This is a genomic window from Fodinibius sp., assembly GCF_041642155.1.
Lineage (GTDB): Bacteria > Bacteroidota > Rhodothermia > Balneolales > Balneolaceae > Fodinibius.
This window is the reverse complement of sequence record NZ_JBEPWZ010000030.1, coordinates 1-20,539: the sequence shown is the minus strand read 5'-3', so window position 1 is coordinate 20,539 and position 20,539 is coordinate 1. Positions and strand designations below refer to the sequence as shown.

The following is a 20,539-nucleotide window of genomic DNA, read 5'->3' as shown; positions in this document are numbered from 1 at the left end:
AACCAATTATTCTGCATAACCGGGACAGTACCGGCGACCTGCTGGATATTATAGAGGAGCAGCAGGATGGCACGCTGTCGGGCGTTTGGCACTGCTTTAACGGTTCGGTTGACGAGGGTAAGCGCGCCCTGGATCTTGGCCTCCACCTGGGGATCGGCGGAATCTTCACTTTTAAAAATGCCGGGGTGGATAAGACCGTGGCGCAGCTTCCGATCGATAAGATGATGCTTGAAACCGATGCCCCCTACCTGGCGCCCGACCCCAAGCGAGGCCAGCGTAATGAACCCGCCTTTATCAGGTTTACGGCCCGGCGCCTGGCGGAGGTTAAAGAACAGCCGCTGGATGGGGTCGTGCGCCAGACCTCCCAAACAGCACTCCAGCTGTTCGGACTGAACGATAACCGGTAACGGCCTTGCAGAGGGCTTTGCAAAACCAGGAATTTTGAGCAGTCAGTGTCAACGGCTGAGTGCATTCAAAACCGCATCGAATAAGGCCTGCAGGTGAGGATGTTGAACGCGCGAAAATACTGCGACGGGCCCAAAAGAACGGTGTTGTAAAACGCTCTTACCTAACCTGTATCCGGAACCCCAGGTTTTTTAGTACGGGAAAGCGTTCGAAGTAGGAATCGGGCAGCCGGATATGGCTGAACTCATGTCGCAGCGGGAACTCCGCCCGGAGTTTATTAAAAAGCCTGCCTCGTATATGAGGGTTGTTCCTCAGAATACGGAGAAGCTCGGCTTCATAAGTCCCGATCGGGTGCAGTTCCTCCATCAGTTCCGCCAAGTCGTTAAAATGATCCACGGGCTCATCAACCTGTTGCAGGGAATGGTCAGGGCGCTGCTTTTTGGGGTCCAGGTTGAAGTGGGCGAGCAGCGCATCGGCCACATATTGGGAAGCATTTAATTTTGCCTGTATCGAATAGCCTGCAATATGGGGAGTCTTCAGGTACGCTTTCTGGGCCGGGCGGGGATTTATTTCCGGTTCATTCTCCCACACATCCAATATATAATAAGGGACGGACCCTTCTTGCTGAGCCTCCAGCAACGCTTGCTCCTCAACGATGCCGCCGCGGGCCGTGTTGATGACCAGCTCAAAAGAATGATCGGATAGTTTTTCCTCGTCCAGCCAGTGAAAGGTGGGGTGATCTCCCGCTGTCGTCAGGGGCGTATGAAAGGTAAGGATATCGGTGTTCAGCAGCTCATTCAGCGTGGCGGAGCGGAAGGAGGTCTCCCGCCGGTCCCGCGGGGGATCATAGCCGACGGTTTGGATATTCCAATCCAGTTCGTCCAGTATTTTCTGCACCTGAAAGCCCGCATGTCCGACCCCCACGATGCCCACAGAGCGGTTTTCCAGGGGTATTTGTTCCCGCTCGGACCAGATCAGCAGGCTGGTAGCTATATATTCGGCTACGGAACGGGCATTACAGCCGGCGGCGTCGGCGAATGCGACGCCATGTTGTTCCAGGTAGTCCCGGTCCACATGATCGGTACCCGATGATCCCGTCCCAATGAAGGAAAGCGACCCGGGAATTTCAGGCAGGGTCCGGGCATTAACGGCATTGACCGTCCGGATAAGCAGTCCCTGCGCCCGGTGGAGGTCGCCCGGCAGTCCTTCGGCGGGATCAAAGAGGATGAGATCGACGGAATCCGGCAAAAAGGATGCTATTTCGTAAAGATGTTGATCCGCAAAGACGGTAATCATAGTTTCCGTTGTTAATTTTTTGGGAAAAGTACGTTATTGCACTATATCCGGCTTTTTACTTCATATCCGTACCCACTAAGAATGTAACTTCTTTATCTATGTCTGCAAAATCGTATAACACCGTATCACTTATTGCCAAAAAGCGTGACGGAAAAATACTGGAACGCCCGGAGATAAGCCACCTGGTTGAACAGTATACCCGGGATAAGATGCCGGACTACCAGATGAGTGCGTTTCTGATGGCCGCTTTTTTGAACGGGCTGAACGAGGAAGAGGCTTCAGGGCTGACGCATGCGATGCTGCATTCGGGCCGCGTGCTGGATCTCGGCGATATCCCCGGCAAAAAAGTGGACAAGCACTCAACCGGCGGCGTGGGCGACAAGCTTTCCCTCATTTTAGCGCCGATCGTGGCCAGTTACGGCATACCGGTGCCGATGATTTCCGGGCGGGGACTCGGGCATACCGGCGGGACGCTCGACAAGCTGGAGTCGATTCCCGGATTTTCGGTGGATATGACGCTCGAACGGTACCGGGAGGTGCTCTCCACGTGCGGGATGGTGATGGCGGGACAGACCGAAGAGGTAGCTCCGGCCGACAAGCGGCTGTATGCCTTGCGTGATGTGACGGCCACGGTGGAATCCGTCCCGCTGATTGCAAGCAGTATTATGAGTAAAAAGCTGGCGGAAGGCATCGACGCCCTGGTGCTGGATGTCAAATTTGGGTCCGGCGCCTTTATGAAAACACCGGAAGAAGCTCAACAGCTCGCAGAAACACTGGTGGCTATCGGCGATGATTTCGGCAAAGAGACGATCGCCTACCTGACCGACATGAACCAGCCGCTGGGCTATAAAATCGGGAACTGGCTGGAGGTGGAAGAGGCGATGGAGGGGCTGCAGGACCGGGGACCGGAGGATGTGATGCAGGTAACCCATGTGCTGGCGGGAACCATGATCATGCTGGGAGGGAAAGCGGAAACGGTGGAAGAGGGAATCGAACGAAGTAAAGAAGCTGTCGGAAACGGACAGGCGTACGACAAATGGCTGGAGGTGACGGAAGCCCAGGGCGGCGATGCGGCTGTGCTGGGGAATTATGAGAGCTATCCGAAGGCGAAATACCAATTTGATATTGAAGCCCCGGAATCCGGCTATCTGTCGGCGACGGATGCGTATAAAATCGGCGCTGCTTCCCTGGAGCTGGGGGCGGGACGTAAGACGAAGGAGGACCGGGTGGATCCGGCTGCCGGTATTGAGTTAAAACACAAAGGCGGCGATCCGGTAAAAAAAGGTGAAACATTAGCCGTTGGTTTTACGAACAACAAAGAGGCCATAGAAATCGCGGGGGATGCGATGCGGGACGCTTTCGTGATTACCCCCGAAAAAGGGGAGAAGCCAGAGTTGATCACGCATCGCGTTGATCGGGCCGGCACCCATAAAATATAAATTAACCCTGAAAAAAATTGCAATATCAAGAAAATAACCTAACTTTACTATATTCATTATTGCTTATTGCAACGTTGTAACTGTTTGATTAGGGCAAGGGCAAAATCTAATAAACCACAAATACCATGTTTAAACGATTTATTCGCGCAATCAAGTCGCTATTCGGTGGAGTCGTAAGTTCAATGGAAGATCCCAAGCTTATTTTGGAGCAGAATATCCGGGATCTGAATGATCAGATTCCCCAGATGAATGAGAATATCGCCACGGTCAAGGCGAATATGATTATGCTTCAAAAAGAGGTCAAAAAATACGAAAAGCGTATTGAGAGCCTCACCGCCAAGATAAAATCTGCTATTAATGCCGACCGCGATGATATTGCCGAAGGCTATGCACTGCAGCTGGAGAATGCCAGAGAGAACCTGTCGTCTTCGAAAGAGCAGCTGAAGTTTGCCGAGCAGGCGTATGAGAAGGCGCTGAAAGTTAAGAAAGCCTTCATTCGTGAGAAAGATCGCAAGATAGAAGAAGCCAAGGAAGCGTTGCGCGCCAGCGAACGGGCCGAATGGCAGGGCAAGGTGGCTGATGCACTGGAACAATTTGAGACCGGGGGACTGGACCAGACGCACGATGAGATGGTTAACCGGCTGAATGAGGAAACGGCCAAGAATGAAGCCCGGATGGAACTGGCGCTGGATAGCGTGGATACGGAAGCGATGGAGATAGAAGCCAATGCCGAAAAATTACGGGCCAGCGAACTGGTTAAACAGTTTAAATCCGAGATGGGTAAAACCGACGTTGCAGACAAGGAAAAAAGCGTGGGTTCATCCGCCGAAGAGAAGGAGGGAAGGAAAATAGAAATGGATGAAGAGCCTGTTGAGAAGGAACAGGATAAAACCATCGGAAACAAAGAGCGTTCGAAGTCGTAACGATAACTGATAACTGATAACTGACCCATGAGTTCTGACAGCCGCAGTGAGCGAGAGCGTTTAAAGGAAGAGTATAAGGCCCATTACCGGAAGATGCGTGAGTCCAAGGAGCACCTGTCGCGGGCGGAGAAAAGCCGGAATATCACGGAGGCGCTCCGGGATATGGATACGAGTCAGATGATGGAATCGTTTGATGGCTTTCTGGACTCCCTGAAGCACAAGCTGGCTTCGGTGGAAGCCCGGCTGGATGTAGCCATGGACAGCCTGACCCTGGAAGAACAGCTGGAGGAAACCGAGAAGCAGCTGGATGAAGAGATGGGCCGCAGCAGGGCCAGGGACACGCTCAGCCAGCTCAAAATGGAAATGGGACTCTTATACAAAGAGATTGAACGGCAGGCTGATCACATTCAGGTCGATAAAACGATAGGGTCGGGATCGGGAGAAGAAGAGACCGATGCAGAAGAACCCGGCAGCCGGCCGGACAGACCCAATGATAACACGCGGGAACATGAGTAAGGAAGAGCAAACCATAAACTTTACGCGCGAGGCTTTTTTGCACCCCGTCAATTTGGGAGTGCTGCTGATTGCTACCATTTCGGCTTTTGTGGTAAACGATATGGGAATGCTTCCGAACCTCATCCTGGCGATGGCGTTTAGCACGGAACTGATATACCTCGGAATTGTCCCCCGGCTTTCCCAATTTCAACAGAATGTGAAGCTCAAAAAAATGCACGCGCGAGATCCTGCCGATGAAGAAAAAACCATGTTTCAGGAGCTGGATCCGAAGAGCCGGAAACGATTTTTAACGTTAAAACGCCTGACCAAATTGATCAGGAAAAACTTTGATCGCCTTCCGTATAGCTCTCAGGGACTGCTGGAAAATATTCGGAATAAAATTCAGGAGTTGACCTCCAACTATCTTATTTTGCTGGACCTTCACAAGCGCTACAGGCTATATATAAATACATCGGTGGAGGAAAGCCTGAAAAGGGAAGTCGAAAAAGAGGAGCGTGAAATAGATCATATGGAGTCTGACCGTCTGAAAAGAACGACGGCGCGAAGAGTGGAAATTCTTAAAAAACGGTTGGAAAAATTTAAAATCGCCAAAGAGAAATATCTTATTTCCGAAACCCATCTCGAGACCATTGAAGATGCTATTCAGTATATCTATGAGCAGTCGATGACAATGAGCAATCCGGATGAAATCGGTTTTCAGCTGGATAATCTACTCGAAGAAGTGGAAGAAACGTCTCAGCTTATCGACGATATGGAGAGGGATATTTTCCCTTATCATACCGGGCTGGATGATTTTAATCTGGATGAGGAATTCCGGGAAATGGAAAAAGAGCAGAAAGCCCGGTCAGAATCGAATGCCAATTCTTCAAATCGCGTAAAGGAATAAAACAAACGTATGCCTCATTCTTACAATACGATTATCCTGGAAACGGATGATCACGGGATTGCTACCGTTACCATTAGTCGCCCCAAAAAGCTTAATGCCCTCAACAGGGCCGTTTTGGATGAATTGTACGAAGTTTTTGGTGAGATTCGAAAAGATGAAACGGTGGCCGCCGTTATAGTCACGGGGGCCGGTGAAAAAGCGTTTGTGGCCGGTGCTGATATCAAAGAACTGAGGGAGCTTGACGGTTCCTCGGGCCAAATAGCTTCCGAAAAGGGACAAAGGATTTTTCAGTTTATCGAAGACAGCCGCAAGCCGGTGGTCGCGGCGGTGAATGGATATGCACTGGGCGGCGGTGCCGAACTGGCGATGGCTTGTCATCTCAGGGTGGCCGGGTCCAATGCAGCTTTCGGGTTGCCGGAAGTGGGGCTGGGACTCATCCCCGGCTATGGCGGTACCCAGCGGCTGTCGCATATCACAGGGCGTGCCCGGGCGCTTGATATGATCCTGACTGCCCGGCAGGTGCAGGCGGAAGAGGCGCTGGAGATGGGACTGGTGAATCGTGTTGCAGAGGAAGCCCCGGTTGAAGCGGCCCGCTCGCTGATCCAAAAGATACTTGCAAACGGGCCTGTGGCTATCCGGCATGCTATTGAGGCTGTATACCAGTCAGGAGAAAAAAAGGGGTTTGAAACTGAGGCAGAGCTCTTCTCCGAATTGTGCGGGACGGAGGATTTCAGGGAAGGAACCTCGGCTTTTCTGGAAAAGCGCAAACCGAACTTTGAAGGTAAATGACAGAACTGTTTCTCATAATCCTGACGGTTATTCTCAGTGGCTTTTTTTCCGGTTCGGAGATGGCTTTTGTAAGTGCCAACCGGCTTAAACTGGAAATTGAGTCGCGCAAGAATTCATGGACGGGGAAGGCGGTTAACCGGTTTGTGGAGAGTCCTGAAACGTTTTTAACGACTACGCTTGTAGGAAATAACATTGTAAATGTGGTCTACGCCACCTTAATGGCTATTTTTCTGGTTGCCCCGGTCACTACCCTGTATCAAAGCTGGATGGGAAGCGTGCCTTCCGAAGTCGTTATTTTAATTTTTCAAACGGTGATTGCATCCGTTGTGATCATGCTCTTTGGGGAGATTTTGCCGAAGGCGCTCTTTCGCATTCACGCCGACTGGTGGATGAAAATTATTGCCGTTCCTCAACATATCAGTTATTACCTGTTTAAACCGTTTATTGTGATTGCCAACGCGGCTTCGAAGGTGGTAATTAAGCTCGTGCAGCCTGAATCGGTCCGGTCCGACCAGTTATTCAGCCGCCAGGATGTGGAACTCATATTCAAGGAGCTGCGCGACACCGGGGGAGAGGACCTCGACCGGGAAGATTCCGAAATCCTGCATAATGTCCTGGAACTTTCCAACATGCGGGTCAAGGAATCCATGATCCCCCGTACCGACATCGTGGCGGTTGAAAAGAGTACCAGTATTGAGGAGACGCTGAAGCTGTTTATTACCTCGGGCTTTTCCAAGCTCTTGGTATACCAGGGGTCCATTGATGATATTATCGGCGTTATTTTTGCATATGACTTGTTTAATAACCCGGAAAACCTCACCGAGATTATGCGTCCCGTTAAACTGGTACCCGCCTCGCACCGGTCAAAAGATCTGCTTTCGGAGTTCCGGAAATCAAATCTCTCTGTAGCCGTGGTCATTGATGAGTACGGGGGGACCGCAGGCATGGTAACCATCGAAGACTTGCTGGAAGAGGTCGTGGGGGATATTCAGGATGAGTACGACACCGAAGATTATTTTATGAAGAAAATTTCCGGCAATACGTATATCCTGAGCGGGGGTATCGAGGTAGAAGACCTGCTTGAAAAATATCCTGAAATCGACCTCCCGGTGGAAGCGGAAGAATACGAAACCGTAGCGGGCTATATTATTAATACACTGGGACGTATCCCCAACGTAAATGAAGAGCTGCTGATTGACGGAAAAAAAATAATTATAAGCAAAGCCACCTCCAGTAGAATTGAGACCCTGAAGCTGGTTGTGCTGGACTGAGCAGGGCAGCATAGCAGTACGGCACTGAATAGTATTTCATTAAAAGCGACAGGAAGTTTTAAATTTGAGGATATGACCAGGATTTGAGGTTTAGGAATTTGATGCCTTTTAAGCAGCACGTGCGAAGCTGAAAATTGAAAGATGAAAGATGCTCTGATCATTGAATCTCTCTGGTTAAATTTTGGCCAACAGTGCTGAAAAAAAGCTCCGCATAACACATAACCAGTAACGAATAACCAACCATCAGATGTTCGATCATTACCCCGGGTGGGCGCGTGAATTCGCCCAAAAATATTTGAGCCGTACGATAAACCAGTTTATTCTGCACGGCAACGTGTACGACCTGGTCTCTCTCAACAAAAAAGGGAAGACTGATTTTGTTCGGCTGAAGTCCTTTTTGTCGGAAGAATTTTTCGGGGCGCGGGACTACGTGATTTTTTACGACCGCTCCTCGGGTATCTATTTTCGTGATGAGCAGAGCCGTAAAGATTTTAACCAGGCGTTGTCGGGACGGGATTCCCTGCTGGGTACCGACTATGCCAATAAACTTCCCAAAGATCCCGTCCGTGTATTTTCCCTGCTGGAGCAGTATTTCAGGGTTCGTATCGACAGTAAAAAAAGCATTGCCCTTATCATTGATTATGCCGAAACGATTGTGCCGATGAGTGAGGCCGGGTCCACCGGTTCCGAAGATCGAACGTCGATGGTCTATCTGTCGCGCTGGGCGCACGACCCGATGTTTCTGGCAGCTGATTTTACAACGGTTCTCCTCACCGAAAACCTGGCAGATCTGAACAGGACGCTGGTTCAAAATCCGTACACCGATGATATCCGGATCGATATACCGGATCAACAGCAGCGGCGTTCGTTTATCAGCCACGAACTGCCGGGCGAGCAGTTTAAGAAGTTCTCTTCGGTGAATAAAGAAGTGGTAGCCCAGCAGACGGCGGGACTGAATTTTGTGAATCTTCGCAGCATATTGTCCAATGCGCGGGAGAACTGGGAAAAGATAACGCATGACCGGCTCTCGGCGGCTAAAAAAGAACTCATTGAGTCGGAAGCGTACGGCTTGCTGGAATTTGTGGAAACGCATTATACACTGGATGATGTAGCCGGACACACCAAAGTGAAGGAACACCTGCGGTTTGCCGTACAGGCCCTGAAAAACGGCCGGCAGGATGTGATGCCGATGGGATACCTGGTATGCGGCCCCGTCGGGACGGGAAAAACCTTTTTGGTGACCTGTTTTGCCAGCGAGATCGGGATTCCCATGGTGAAACTGAAGAATTTCCGTAGCCAGTGGCAGGGTGTTACCGAGGGGAACCTGGAAAAGATCCTGGGCCTGCTGAAAGCCATGGCCCCCGTAGCCGTGATGATTGACGAGGCCGATGCCTACCTGGGCGATCGTGAAGCCAGCGGTGACAGCGGGGTTTCCAGCCGGGTTTTTTCACAGATTGCCAGCTTTATGAGTGATACGCGCAACCGGGGACGTATCCTATGGTTCCTGATGACGGCGCGTCCCGACCTGATGCCGGTAGATTTGAAGCGCCAGGGGCGGGCCGAAGAGCACCTGGCGCTTTTTGCTCCTCATACCAAAGAAGAGCGCCTTGAACTGTTTGAGGTAATGAAAAAGAAGACCGGCCTGACCATGACCGAGGAGCATACCCCACAGGTTATCGAGCAGGGATTAAAATCTTTTTCCGGAGCCGATATGGAGGCCGCCCTCACCCGGGCGAAATTCCGCGCCGCGGCCAAAGGCATGGAAGAAGTCACCCCGGAAGTGCTGGATATCGCGCTCAATGATTTTCTGCCGCCTACCTATCCCGAGGAGATCGAGCTGCAGACCCTCAGCGCCGTTATCGAATGCACATCCAGGGAGTTGCTGCCCGAGCGCTACCAGGAGATGGACAGGAAGGAGATTCTGACTAAAATCGAAGAGCTGAAATACCGCGTTGGGTGAATCAAGAGAAGGCTTGCAAAACTGTTCCTCTGGCCAATCCCTTCATTTTCGCGCATTCAAAATTCTCACATTTGATCCTTATCTGCTGGGATTTTGAATGTGCCCAGGCTTTGGTATTTCCCGATGCTTCGGGACTGGTTTTTCAACGCATTCCAAGAGTATAAACAGCCTGTAAACTGCTTTTGTCCATCCCTCGGGTCGCTACAGGCGGGTAGCAGTTTAAACAACCTCCCTGCAACAGTAACTAATAGTCAGAACTAACAGCTAGCAAATAGATTAAACCTTGACAAGAGAGGTCGAACACTGCCACCAGCAGTAAATAAACCATAAAATTCAACTATATGGTTGAATTTTATGGTTGGGTGAATTAAATTGGGATTAAAACATAAAACAGATCTACATTATGGCAGAAAACAACCAGGATACCGAAGATCAAATTTTTGAAGCGGCTTCCCGCATATTTCAGCGCAAGGGGTACGCCGGCGCGCGGATGCAGGAGATTGCCGACGAAGCCGATATCAATAAATCAATGCTGCACTATTATTATCGTAGCAAGGACAAGCTTTTCCGAAAAGTATACCAGCGTGAAATGAGCCGGTTTTTCCCTGTACTGTTTAAGGTGCTCAGCTCAGAAGATCCATTCGATGAAAAATTGGAGGGGCTTATCGATACCTATTACTCGTTTCTGAATGATAATCCCAGGATCGCACACTTTATCCTTTATGAGATGAACCAGCATCCCGGGCGTTTTCAGCAGTTTATTAAAGAAAAAGGAGTTCATCCACCGGATAGCTTTGTGGCACAGATCCAGGAAGATATTAAACAGGGCAGGATGGATGCGGTAGAGCCCCGGCAGCTGTTAGTAAGTATTGTTGGTCTCATCCTGTTTCCTTTTGTAGCCCGAACAATGGTTGAGGTGTTGTTTGAATTGGATGAAAAGCAATTTTTGCGGTTTCTCAAAAAACGCAAACCCTTTCTTGTGGACTTTATTCTAAACGGCATCAACTATAGGAAGCAATGACAACCTTAACTGCAGTAATAATAACATTCATATCTGTATTTGCAGGAAGTGCACAGCCGGATTCAATCAGCCTGGAGTATTGCTACCGGCAGGCTGAGGAGCATTATCCCACCGCTAAAAATATTGAGCTCCAGGATAAGATTACGAAGCTCAATGTCAGTATCGCCAGTACCGGCCATTTCCCGGATGTCACGATTAATGGACGGGCCACTTACCAGTCGGAGGTAACGGAAATTGGTTTGCCCGGCGAGGGTGGTCTCCCGAGTGTCGGCAGGGACCAGTATGAGGCGTCGGTTGATGTGACCCAGACGATCTTTAACGGCGGAGCGGCGGGGATCCGGAAAGAGGTAGAGCAGGCCAGAGGCCGCCAGCATATGTATGCCACAAAAGTGGAGCTGCATCAGATACGTTCACAGATCGATCAGGTATATTTCGGGATACTGCTCTCCCGGCAGCAAGCCAAAACCGTGGGACTGCTGATTGATAACTTGCAAGAACAGCTTTCGACGGTACGCTCGCAGGTAGAAAACGGCGTTCTTCTGGCCAGTCAACAGCATATTCTGCAAGCTGAGCTGATCAGCGCCCGGCAGGATTCCGCCGACAACGAGTCCAATATCAGGGCCGGCTTCCGGGTACTCAGTGAAATTATCGGAGAAGAGATCGACCGTGACACCAAACTGGAGCTGCCGGAGCTGTCATCGGGATACCCGTCACTGCATCCCCAGCGCGCGGAACTGGACTTATTTGAAAGCCGGCGGCGGTCCCTGGAAAAGCAGAGAGCGCTGGTTCGGACAAAACGAGTGCCTTCGCTTGCAGCCTTTGGGACGGCGGCATACGGGCGACCCGGCCTCAATTTTCTGAACGATGATTTCCACGATTACTATATAGCCGGATTGAAGGTACGATGGAACGTATGGGATTTTTTTAATGCCGGGCGGCAGCAGCAGGTGTTGCGGATCGAGCAGCAGAAGATAGACCAGGAACAGCGCGCTTTTCGGCGACAGCTGGATGCTTCCCTCGATCGTCTCCGCGAGCGTATTGTATCCATAAAAGAGAATATGAAGCGGGACCGGGAAATTATTGAACTTCGCGCGCAGGTTGTGGAGGAAAGTGCCAGTCAGCTTAAAAACGGGGTCATCACAGCTACTGAGTATGTCACGGAGCTAACCCGGGCTCACCAGGCGCGCCTTTCGATGTACATCAGCCGGGTGCGGCTGTCGCAGGCACAGGCAGAATACCTGACCACACTGGGAATAGGTTCCAAAGAGTAAGTAACCATACATCAGCGAATTAAAAAAAGCGGAAAAAATGAAGAGGATAAAGAGGGTAAGATTTTTGGGAGTTATAGTGCTGGCAGGCTTGGTGGCAGCAGGATCTTATGGCTGCGCTACCGAAGAAAAATCCGATGCGTACGGGCAATTTGAAGCGACGGAAATTTCCATTTCTTCCGAGGCGCCGGGCAAACTTATAAGATACACCATTAACGAAGGGGACCGCCTCGACCGGAATACCCGGGTTGGCCGGGTGGATACCACCCGGCTGTCGCTGCAGAAGAAAGAGCTGAGGTCGCAACTGGAATCCGTTCGTTCTAACATCGAGAACATCGATGCCCGGGTTGAGGTCCGGCAAGAGGAATTAGCCCTGGCCCAGGCCAACCTGAAGCGCACGGAAGCGCTCTACGAAGATGGAGCCGCTACCGGTCAGCAGCTGGATAATGCCCGGTCCAAAGTACAGACTGCCGAGAAAGGAATTCGGGCTCTGCAAACCGAGAAACAATCCATCCGGGCCCAAATAGAGGTCACCCGGACGCGCATTGAGCAGGTGGAGGACCAGATTGACGATGCCCTGATTGTGAACCCGGTAACCGGAACGGTACTGACTTCTTTTGTGGAGACCCACGAAATACTCCGGCAAGGCCAGCCGCTTTATGAAATTGCCAATTTGGATACGCTGGAGCTCCGGGTTTATATCAGCGGTGCACAATTGCCGTCGGTGAAGCTGGGACAGCATGTTGAGGTATTGGTGGATAAAAATGCCGGGGAAAACCAGGGCATGGAGGGAAAGGTAAGCTGGATTGCTTCTGAAGCTGAGTTTACTCCAAAAATGATCCAAACCAAGGAGGAACGTGTAACACAGGTATATGCCGTGAAAATTCGTGTACCCAATCCCGATGGAATTTTAAAAATAGGTATGCCCGGAGAGGTAAATTTTAATGAGTGAACAGGCATGGGTTACCAGGAAACTCCGAATAACCAGTCACCGATAGCGAATAACCAACCAGTGAACATTGTTGAAGTTAAACATATAAGCAAGTCATACGGCAAGACTACGGCCCTGGATGACATATCCTTCGAGGTTGAGGGCGGAGAACTGTTCGGCTTTATCGGTCCCGACGGGGCCGGAAAGACCTCCCTGTTTCGGATTTTGACGACGTTAACAAAACCTGACTCCGGAACGGCCAGCGTTTTAGGTATGGATGTGCTCGAGGATTACCGTTCCATTCGTCCCAGGCTCGGATACATGCCCGGACAGTTTGCTCTGTACCAGGATTTAAGCGTGCGGGAGAATATGAATTTCTTTGCCTCGGTTTTTGGCACTACGCTGGAAGAAAATTATGATTTGGTGGCCCCGATCTACCGTCGGCTCGAAAAGTTCGAAGATCGATTAGCCGGAGCGCTATCCGGCGGCATGAAACAGAAGCTGGCGTTAAGCTGCGCGCTTATTCATAAGCCGGAGTTGCTTGTATTGGACGAACCCACAACGGGCGTGGATGCGGTATCACGCCAGGAGTTTTGGGAGATGCTCCGGCGACTGAATGCTGAAGGTATCACCGTAATTGCCTCCACGCCTTATATGGATGAAGCCGAGCAGTGCGATCGCGTGGCCCTTATTGACGAGGGAAAAATCCTTCAGATTGATACCCCGGAGAATATAGTCGGGTCATTCGGGAAACTGATTCTGGCCGTCAAAGCCACCAGCATGTACCGGCTTATCAAAGAGCTCCGCAGCTACCAGTGGGCCCATTCCGTACAACCGTTCGGTGAATATGTGCACTATACCGACCAACGGGAAGAACCAAATATTGATGAGCTGAAGGCCTATTTATCGGATGCCGGTTTGTCGGGAATAAGCGTAAAGCCGACACCGCCCGATATTGAAGACCGTTTTATAGCACTAATGAAAGAGAACCATACTCATGAATAGCACCAGGCCCGCAATTGAGACCAGGAACCTGACCCGGAAGTTTGGCGACTTTACTGCGGTGGATAATATCAGCTTTGAAGTAAGAAAAGGAGAAATATTCGGTTTCCTGGGAGCCAATGGAGCGGGTAAGACGACGGCTATCCGAATGCTCATCGGTTTATTAGCGCCCACATCCGGGGAAGCTTCCGTAGCCGGTTTTGATGTGTTTACGGAAGCGGAAGCTATCAAAAAGAGAATAGGATATATGAGCCAAAAATTTTCTCTTTACGCCGACTTGACCGTTTGGGAAAATATTCGCCTGTACGGTGGTATATACGGCCTTCCGATGGAAACTGTAAAAACTAAAGCGGATGATCTGCTGAAAACCCTTCAGCTCACTGGTGCACGCGACAAGCGGATCGGCTCGCTGCCGTTGGGATGGAAACAAAAGCTGGCGTTTTCAGTTGCGGTACTGCATGAACCGGATATTGTTTTTTTGGATGAGCCGACGGGTGGCGTCGATCCCATTACCCGACGCCAATTCTGGGAACAGATATATGAGGTAACCGAAAAAGGGACCACCGTTTTTGTGACAACCCATTACATGGATGAGGCGGAATACTGTGACCGCGTTTCCATCATGGTTGATGGGGTGATCGGAGCGTTGGATACCCCCGCGGGATTAAAGGAGGAATTTGGAGCCGAGGATATTGAAGAGGTCTTTATAGAACTGGCTCGCGGCGCCGATCGCAGTTAATAGTGTTCAGGTAGTCGTTATTGAGCGGGTTTACCAATATCGACTAACCAATAACAAATAACGAAACCGTGCAATCATTTAAAGCATTTATTACAAAAGAATTCAAGCAGATCTTTCGCGACAGGCGTACGCTGCTGGTGCTGTTCGGCATGCCGATTATCCAGATGCTGCTGTTTGGTTTCGCCATCCGCAATGAAGTGGAGAATGCCCGGTTAATGGTCCTTGATAGTTCCCGTGATGAAGTTACCCGGCAGCTTATCACTAAGATCGACGCTTCGAATTACTTCAGCGTAGCGGGCGAAATGCAGGATATCAACCGCGTCGAGGCTATTTTCCAGCAGGGAGAAATTGATGAAGTCATTGTTTTTGAACATGACTTTGCCCGCAAGCTGGAACGGGGAGAACAGCCGGCCGTTCATATCATAACGGATGCCTCCAATCCGAATCTGGCACAGCTTATCCAACAGTATTCTTCCTCTATCATCGTGGATTTCCAACAACGCATATCACCTGCGGGCACGGAAAAGGGGGGGCTCACTACTCATGCGAATATGCTGTTCAATCCGCAGCTGGAAAGTGTCAATCTGTTTGTACCGGGACTTATGGCCGTTATTCTGATGCTTATTTCAACATTAATGACCTCCATTTCGATTAGCCGTGAGAAAGAGATGGGCAATATGGAGATTCTGCTGGTTTCTCCACTGCATCCGTCCCAGATTATTATTGGGAAGGTGTTGCCTTACCTCGTATTGTCATTTATAAATGTACTGACGGTATTGTTGATGGCTCAGTGGGTATTTGATGTGCCTTTCCGGGGATCATACAGCCTTTTTATGGCTGAGTCGTTGCTGTTTATATTTGCCGCGCTGGCTTTGGGCGTGCTGATTTCCACCAAGGCGGACGATCAGCAGACCGCCATGATGGTTTCCCTGGCTGGCCTGTTGTTGCCGACCGTTCTGTTGTCGGGATTCATATTCCCGATTGCAAGCATGCCCCAGATATTACAGTGGATAAGCAACCTGATCCCGGCGCGCTGGTTCCTGGTCATTGTGCGTAGCATTATGCTCAAAGATTCCAGTTTGCTGTTTCTCTGGAAAGAAACCCTGGTATTGCTTGTCATGACGCTTGGATTTATTGTCCTCAGTGTCAGGAGTTTCAAGGTGAGACTGGAATAAAGCCGCATGTAGGCATGTAGGTACGTGTTCAGTTTGCAGCTGGACTTCTGCCAGTTAAAAAAGAAGGCAAAGGGGAAGTAGAAAGTTTTACGTATTAATCAGTAGAAAGATGAAAGTCGATAACCGCGATGCGAACCATTAAATTTCTTTTACAAAAAGAGTTTCTGCAGATATTCCGCAATAAAGGCATGCTGCCTATCATCTTTCTCATGCCTATTATCCAGCTGGTGGTGCTCTCGTTTGCAGCAACCTACGAGCTTAAAGAAGTGAATATGCATTTAGTTGATTTCGATCAGTCGGATCTGTCCCGGCAGTTGGTAACTAAATTACAGGCCTCGGGTTATTTCCATTTGAAAAGCCACTCCCAGGATATTGATCATGGAATTCGGGAGATACAGAAAAATGAGGTGCAGCTGGCGCTCGTCATTCCCCCTCACTTTAAACAAGATCTGCAGTCTGGTAAAGGGAGTTCCGTTCAAATGAATGTAGATGCGGTGGACGGGGCTACAGCGGGACTCATCCAGGGATACGGCCGGTCCATAATCCAGGATTTTAATGCAGAAGTACAGCCCCGTTTTGTTGATGTCCAGCGTTCCGGATCAGCGCCTCAGGGCATTGAAATTATTCCGGCCAGCTGGTACAATCCGAACCTCGATTATATCAAATACATGGTTCCCGGAATCCTGGTTGTGCTTGTATCCATGATCGGGATGTTTTTGTCCGGAATGAATATCGTGCGCGAGCGGGAAATCGGTACTATTGAACAACTGAATGTCACCCCTATCAAGCGGTACCAGTTTATAACAGGGAAGCTGCTGCCGTTCTGGATCATTGCCCTTTTTGAACTGGGCGTGGGACTTTTGATCGCCTATTACGGATTTAATGTCCCCTTTGTTGGCAGTGTCACGTTGCTGTTTGGCATTGCTGCCATATTTATGCTGGTAGTACAGGGTATTGGCTTGTTTATCTCAACAATAACCGATACCCAGCAGCAGGCGATGTTTATTGCCTGGTTTCTGATGGTCGTGTATATCCTGATGGGAGGCTTGTTTACCCCCATTGAAAGTATGCCGGTGTGGGCGCAGGAGTTGTCGATGCTCAACCCTATTGCCCATTTTATCAAAATTATGCGAATGGTATTACTGAAAGGAGCCGGCTGGGCGGAGGTGCGGCACCTGACCGGATTGCTCACCCTGATGGCGGTAATCATCCTTCCCGCCGCAATCCTGCGGTATCAAAAATCAACTTCGTAGGTCGCTCGTGATTTTTATTACTCCCGTGTTAACCAAAAAAAAGAAAAGGCGAAAAGCGGTAACCCGCCTAAACGCAGGCTTCTTCGGGACCAGGAATCACCTGTCCCCGGAGGGGACGGGGGGAAGGGGTAATCAGCGAACTCGAGCTACTTTATCCCTGATCGCCCAAAGGGTTTATCTCATATTTTTTTCCGAGATCAATAATTTTATTTTTATAAACGTTATTATTCTGATATCCTTCCGATGGATTTGAAGTGAACTGAAGCAAAAACATGGCAGATAAATTAGATCAAATACGACAACAGCTGGACGAGACCGACAAAAAGATTATTGATGCGCTGGCAAAGCGCCAGCAGCTGGTGCGCGAGGTCTCGTCCTTTAAGATTGAAGAAAAGAAAAATATCCGGGACATGCAGCGTGAGGAACGGCTCCTGGACAAGATTACGAAGCTGGCCCGGGAAGCGGGACTGGATCGCTATTTTGCCGAACAACTGTTTAAAGATATCATTGATCACTCCGTTCGTTTCCAGACGCATACCTTGGTCGACCACCAAAATGTCAAGAATGATGCCCAACAGGTACGGGTAGCCTACCAGGGGACGGAAGGAGCCTACAGTGATCAGGCGGCGGTGCGTCATTTTGAGGAGCGGTATACCGAAGTGCATTCCATCGGGTACGATACCTTTCGTCAGGCCGCCCGGGCGGTGGAAGAGGGAGAGGCGGATTATGCCATTTTGCCCATTGAAAATACGACGGCGGGTTCCATCAGCGATACCTACGACATCCTGGGCGAGGGGAAGCTGCATATTGTAGGCGAAGAAGCCCTGCGGATCATTCACTGCTTACTGGCTATCGAAGAGGTTCCGGTGGATAAGATCCGGCGCATTCTCTCGCACCCGCAGGCTATTGCCCAGTGCAGTAACTTTTTGGCCAAACAGCACCGGTGCAAAATAGAATCCTATATCGATACGGCCATGGCTGCCAAGAAAGTGCTCGAAGACGGGGACCTGTCCCAGGCGGCCATTGCAGGCGCCCAGGCGGCCGAAATATACGACCTCAGGATTTTGAAACGGGATCTGGCCAATCAGCCCGAAAACTTCACGCGTTTCGTGGTGGTCAGCACCGACCCGGTGGAGGTCGACCGGCAAATTCCGTGCAAGACCTCGCTGCTGATGGTCACCTCCCACGACAAAGGGGCGCTAGTCAGCTGCCTGAATGTAATTGCTGAACATGATATAGGCATGACCAAGCTGGAATCACGTCCCAAGCCCAACGAGCCCTGGAAGTACCAGTTTTACCTGGATATCGAGGGCAATATTGCCCATCCGGATACGCGCCTGGCCCTCGAAGAGCTGGAACAGAAAGCCACTTCGCTAAAGATTTTGGGTTCCTATCCCGCCCAGGTGGGGAATGGAGACCATTAGGCTTTTATTTGTATTGATATGCCCCCATAGTTCAATTGGAGAGAACGGAGGTTTCCTAAACCTCAGATCCTGGTTCGATTCCGGGTGGGGGTACAATAAAAGCGACCTATCTCCCTTAATTACAGATACTTATCGAAAAAATGAATAAGATCTGTCCAACATATGTCCAACATTTTATAAATTCCCACCACTCACCATGACCCTCTATATTAATTTTTGGGTGTTATACTCTTAATAAAGTTCAAGACATCTTGTAGGTTTCCTCTGGTTTCAAATTCTCCTTGCTTCAATTCTGAACTAACTTCATTCTTCCTATAGAAGAATATCTCTTTAAGCTCTTCTTTAATTTTCTTTTGTTTCTCAGGACCCAATTCGGAGAGGTACGGATCCAACGTGGCCATTTGCAGAGCCGTTAATTTGTTCTTTCTATAATGCCTCTCATGCTTTTCAGCCTGCTTAGCTAAGTATGCAATTAAAATGCCGATAACTGCTGCAACAAAAGCCCTGATTCCTATAGCGGTGTAACTCATCGTATCCGTATATTGAAAGAATACGAAGCATGCAAAAATTATTAATACTGTTAAGGCAGCTATTGCGCCCACACGAAACCAGTTTCTTGCTTTTTTCTCATTAGCAGCAACTTCTTCAAAACCACCTGCCATACTTGAATTGGAAATAATTTTTACAATTTCTGCAGCTTTATCCTTTTGATTCTTAATCTTATTGAGAACATTATCAGCCTGCTCTTTCTTTTTATTGATCTCTTTATTGTGTTGGCTTTCAAGCTTGCTAATTAGTTCCTTAAACTCGTTTTGTCTCTCTTCTTTATTAGATGAATATTCAGTTTGTCTTTTATTTTGAGCTTTGGAAAACTGCTCTTGGAAATTCCCTATTATTTGGTCGGTACGCTCTTTATTATTTTGAATTTCACTTTCAAGCTCATCTAATTTCTTATTCAGCTGGGGTATCTGCTTTTCAGCATTATCAATTTCAGTTTTAAGATTACTTAAATGCTGACCTAATGATCTTCGAAAGGAGGAAATACTATTAGTGAGGCTCTCAAAATCCTTTTCTGAGGATCCTCCGAAGAGGATACATCAACCAGCTATGGCTGAGTAACTTTTACAGAAAAAAACTTGCACAAGCAGATCGGAGGCCTATCAATTTATTGATCAGAAGCTTGACCACACCCCCAATCATCATGAGATTGAGTAAATGATCTGATTTATATAAACAGCCACCCCAATACAGATATACTGTATGGAATTATCCTGGTAAAAAAAGAAGGGTGGAGAGAATCTTTTTGGGGAAGCTGCTTCTTTGCCTTACAGGTATGGAAGAGGGGGCAGATCAAATGAACGAAAATTAACAGATGTTAAAGACGGGTTAATTTAGTTTAACAGTCCCTTATATGAACTAATTCAGGGGCACAAAATCTAACAAGCTCTCGGCACTGAAAAAAATATACCTCTCTTGAAGCACCAAAAATCACTCCCGTTGAACCACATTATTCAGTTCTTTTTCCATTTTATCTACAATCTGTTCGTTATGGTTGTTAAGGGAATCGATTGATTTTAGATCCTTCCAATCCATTATACGACTTAGTCCATAGAATTCTCTCTCATATAACATAACACTACTATTTAAATATGGATGTTTCGAAGAATTCGCCAACATTTCAGCTCTTATGGTAAAGTATCTTGCAAGAATTCTATTAAACTTAAGCAAACGGGAAGAAGAGGGAGAATCATTGCTTTCCCCTGTAACCAGATTATATAATATACTGCCTGTCCCACCGCCTTTATTGGGAATTTGCACATCCATCAAATGAGCCATCGTCGGTATTATATCGATTTGGTCACCCCATGCTAAAGTGGAACCTTCCTTAACATTTGGCCCATAGAATATCGTAGGAAATTGCCAACTCTCTTCAGGTAAAATTGGATGCCAACCTGTCTTTGTTTGACCATGATCAGATGTGACCACTAACAAGGTACCTTCCCATTTCCCTATTTTTTTCAACTCTGAAATGAACCTTCCCAGCTGTTTGTCTGCCTCTCTTACTGCATCAGTATAGGGCGATTCTTCATCCCAGATGTTATATTTATAGGGTTTATCATCATCAGCGGTATATGATTGATATCCCGCTCCACCAGCTGCTTGCAGATGCACTCGAATAAAGTCCAAGTCTTCGTCGTCTAATATTCTAATAGCCTTATCAACCGAAAATTTATCCGGACC

At 48.9% G+C, this 20,539-nt stretch carries 19 protein-coding genes and 1 tRNA gene; 17 read left to right on the top strand and 3 right to left on the bottom strand.

The window, feature by feature from the left end; genetic code table 11:
* On the top strand, positions 1-407 hold a 407-nt coding region (locus ACESLU_RS03660; protein WP_372635275.1), incomplete at its 5' end, for a TatD family hydrolase.
* Between the two features lie 157 nt (positions 408-564).
* Here the strand turns inward: ACESLU_RS03660 and ACESLU_RS03655 are convergent.
* Positions 565-1,701, bottom strand: coding sequence for a 4-phosphoerythronate dehydrogenase (locus ACESLU_RS03655; RefSeq protein ID WP_372635272.1), 1,137 nt, complete (start codon positions 1,699-1,701; stop codon positions 565-567).
* A 98-nt stretch (positions 1,702-1,799) separates the two neighbouring features.
* Between ACESLU_RS03655 and ACESLU_RS03650 the strand changes: the two genes are divergently transcribed.
* The 16 genes from ACESLU_RS03650 to ACESLU_RS03575 all read left to right on the top strand — a co-directional run bounded on the left by ACESLU_RS03650 (position 1,800) and on the right by ACESLU_RS03575 (position 18,391).
* Positions 1,800-3,140 carry a thymidine phosphorylase gene (locus ACESLU_RS03650; protein ID WP_372635270.1) on the top strand — a complete coding sequence of 447 codons (1,341 nt, stop codon included), beginning with the start codon at positions 1,800-1,802 and terminating at the stop codon, positions 3,138-3,140.
* 125 nt (positions 3,141-3,265) lie between these two features.
* Positions 3,266-4,063: a PspA/IM30 family protein gene (locus ACESLU_RS03645; RefSeq protein ID WP_372635267.1), complete on the top strand. Its 798-nt coding sequence runs from the start codon at positions 3,266-3,268 to the stop codon at positions 4,061-4,063.
* A gap of 27 nt (positions 4,064-4,090) precedes the next feature.
* Positions 4,091-4,579, top strand: a complete 489-nt coding sequence (locus ACESLU_RS03640) for a hypothetical protein (RefSeq protein WP_372635264.1) — start codon at positions 4,091-4,093, stop codon at positions 4,577-4,579.
* Positions 4,572-5,465, top strand: a complete 894-nt coding sequence (locus ACESLU_RS03635; RefSeq protein ID WP_372635261.1) for a hypothetical protein — start codon at positions 4,572-4,574, stop codon at positions 5,463-5,465. Before ACESLU_RS03640 ends, ACESLU_RS03635 begins: the two co-directional genes overlap by 8 nt.
* Positions 5,466-5,474: 9 nt before the next feature.
* A complete protein-coding gene (locus ACESLU_RS03630) occupies positions 5,475-6,254 on the top strand; it encodes an enoyl-CoA hydratase/isomerase family protein (RefSeq protein WP_372635258.1) in 780 nt (259 codons plus the stop codon).
* Complete coding sequence (locus ACESLU_RS03625; protein ID WP_372635256.1) at positions 6,251-7,525, top strand: hemolysin family protein; 1,275 nt, start codon at positions 6,251-6,253, stop codon at positions 7,523-7,525. Before ACESLU_RS03630 ends, ACESLU_RS03625 begins: the two co-directional genes overlap by 4 nt.
* 247 nt (positions 7,526-7,772) lie before the next feature.
* On the top strand, positions 7,773-9,485 hold the full coding sequence (locus ACESLU_RS03620) for an ATP-binding protein (RefSeq protein ID WP_372635254.1): 1,713 nt from the start codon (positions 7,773-7,775) through the stop codon (positions 9,483-9,485).
* Positions 9,486-9,888: 403 nt separating this feature from the next.
* On the top strand, positions 9,889-10,506 hold the full coding sequence (locus ACESLU_RS03615) for a TetR/AcrR family transcriptional regulator (protein ID WP_372635251.1): 618 nt from the start codon (positions 9,889-9,891) through the stop codon (positions 10,504-10,506).
* Positions 10,503-11,777, top strand: coding sequence for a TolC family protein (locus ACESLU_RS03610; protein WP_372635248.1), 1,275 nt, complete (start codon positions 10,503-10,505; stop codon positions 11,775-11,777). Before ACESLU_RS03615 ends, ACESLU_RS03610 begins: the two co-directional genes overlap by 4 nt.
* Positions 11,778-11,841: 64 nt before the next feature.
* Positions 11,842-12,726: an HlyD family secretion protein gene (locus ACESLU_RS03605; RefSeq protein WP_372635244.1), complete on the top strand. Its 885-nt coding sequence runs from the start codon at positions 11,842-11,844 to the stop codon at positions 12,724-12,726.
* Between the two features lie 60 nt (positions 12,727-12,786).
* The gene (locus ACESLU_RS03600) at positions 12,787-13,710 is read left to right on the top strand and encodes an ABC transporter ATP-binding protein (RefSeq protein WP_372635241.1); all 924 of its coding nucleotides are present in this window, start codon (positions 12,787-12,789) and stop codon (positions 13,708-13,710) included.
* A complete protein-coding gene (locus tag ACESLU_RS03595; protein ID WP_372635238.1) occupies positions 13,703-14,446 on the top strand; it encodes an ABC transporter ATP-binding protein in 744 nt (247 codons plus the stop codon). Before ACESLU_RS03600 ends, ACESLU_RS03595 begins: the two co-directional genes overlap by 8 nt.
* Positions 14,447-14,514: 68 nt before the next feature.
* Entirely contained in the window at positions 14,515-15,621 is a 1,107-nt protein-coding gene (locus tag ACESLU_RS03590; protein ID WP_372635236.1) for an ABC transporter permease, read from the top strand.
* A gap of 128 nt (positions 15,622-15,749) precedes the next feature.
* Positions 15,750-16,874 carry an ABC transporter permease gene (locus tag ACESLU_RS03585; RefSeq protein WP_372635232.1) on the top strand — a complete coding sequence of 375 codons (1,125 nt, stop codon included), beginning with the start codon at positions 15,750-15,752 and terminating at the stop codon, positions 16,872-16,874.
* A gap of 272 nt (positions 16,875-17,146) precedes the next feature.
* Entirely contained in the window at positions 17,147-18,298 is a 1,152-nt protein-coding gene (pheA, locus tag ACESLU_RS03580; RefSeq protein ID WP_372635229.1) for a prephenate dehydratase, read from the top strand.
* A 20-nt stretch (positions 18,299-18,318) separates the two neighbouring features.
* Positions 18,319-18,391 (top strand) — tRNA-Arg (locus ACESLU_RS03575).
* 116 nt (positions 18,392-18,507) lie between these two features.
* On the opposite strand, the gene ACESLU_RS03570 is transcribed toward ACESLU_RS03575, so the two are convergent.
* Together ACESLU_RS03570 and ACESLU_RS03565 are read right to left on the bottom strand one after the other, a co-directional pair.
* Positions 18,508-18,960, bottom strand: a complete 453-nt coding sequence (locus ACESLU_RS03570; RefSeq protein ID WP_372635226.1) for a hypothetical protein — start codon at positions 18,958-18,960, stop codon at positions 18,508-18,510.
* A gap of 826 nt (positions 18,961-19,786) precedes the next feature.
* The coding region (locus ACESLU_RS03565) for a sulfatase-like hydrolase/transferase (RefSeq protein WP_372635222.1) at positions 19,787-20,539 on the bottom strand (753 nt) is incomplete at its 5' end.

Excerpts from the sequence above, each read along its gene's own strand:
- pheA (WP_372635229.1), top strand. The coding sequence starts at position 17,147 with ATGGCAGATAAATTAGATCAAATACGACAACAGCTGGACGAGACCGAC.
- ACESLU_RS03655 (WP_372635272.1), bottom strand. The coding sequence starts at position 1,701 with ATGATTACCGTCTTTGCGGATCAACATCTTTACGAAATAGCATCCTTT.
- ACESLU_RS03620 (WP_372635254.1), top strand. The coding sequence starts at position 7,773 with ATGTTCGATCATTACCCCGGGTGGGCGCGTGAATTCGCCCAAAAATAT.
- ACESLU_RS03625 (WP_372635256.1), top strand. The coding sequence starts at position 6,251 with ATGACAGAACTGTTTCTCATAATCCTGACGGTTATTCTCAGTGGCTTT.
- ACESLU_RS03570 (WP_372635226.1), bottom strand. The coding sequence starts at position 18,960 with ATGGCAGGTGGTTTTGAAGAAGTTGCTGCTAATGAGAAAAAAGCAAGA.
- ACESLU_RS03650 (WP_372635270.1), top strand. The coding sequence starts at position 1,800 with ATGTCTGCAAAATCGTATAACACCGTATCACTTATTGCCAAAAAGCGT.
- ACESLU_RS03635 (WP_372635261.1), top strand. The coding sequence starts at position 4,572 with ATGAGTAAGGAAGAGCAAACCATAAACTTTACGCGCGAGGCTTTTTTG.
- ACESLU_RS03645 (WP_372635267.1), top strand. The coding sequence starts at position 3,266 with ATGTTTAAACGATTTATTCGCGCAATCAAGTCGCTATTCGGTGGAGTC.
- ACESLU_RS03585 (WP_372635232.1), top strand. The coding sequence starts at position 15,750 with ATGCGAACCATTAAATTTCTTTTACAAAAAGAGTTTCTGCAGATATTC.
- ACESLU_RS03640 (WP_372635264.1), top strand. The coding sequence starts at position 4,091 with ATGAGTTCTGACAGCCGCAGTGAGCGAGAGCGTTTAAAGGAAGAGTAT.
- ACESLU_RS03615 (WP_372635251.1), top strand. The coding sequence starts at position 9,889 with ATGGCAGAAAACAACCAGGATACCGAAGATCAAATTTTTGAAGCGGCT.
- ACESLU_RS03610 (WP_372635248.1), top strand. The coding sequence starts at position 10,503 with ATGACAACCTTAACTGCAGTAATAATAACATTCATATCTGTATTTGCA.
- ACESLU_RS03595 (WP_372635238.1), top strand. The coding sequence starts at position 13,703 with ATGAATAGCACCAGGCCCGCAATTGAGACCAGGAACCTGACCCGGAAG.
- ACESLU_RS03630 (WP_372635258.1), top strand. The coding sequence starts at position 5,475 with ATGCCTCATTCTTACAATACGATTATCCTGGAAACGGATGATCACGGG.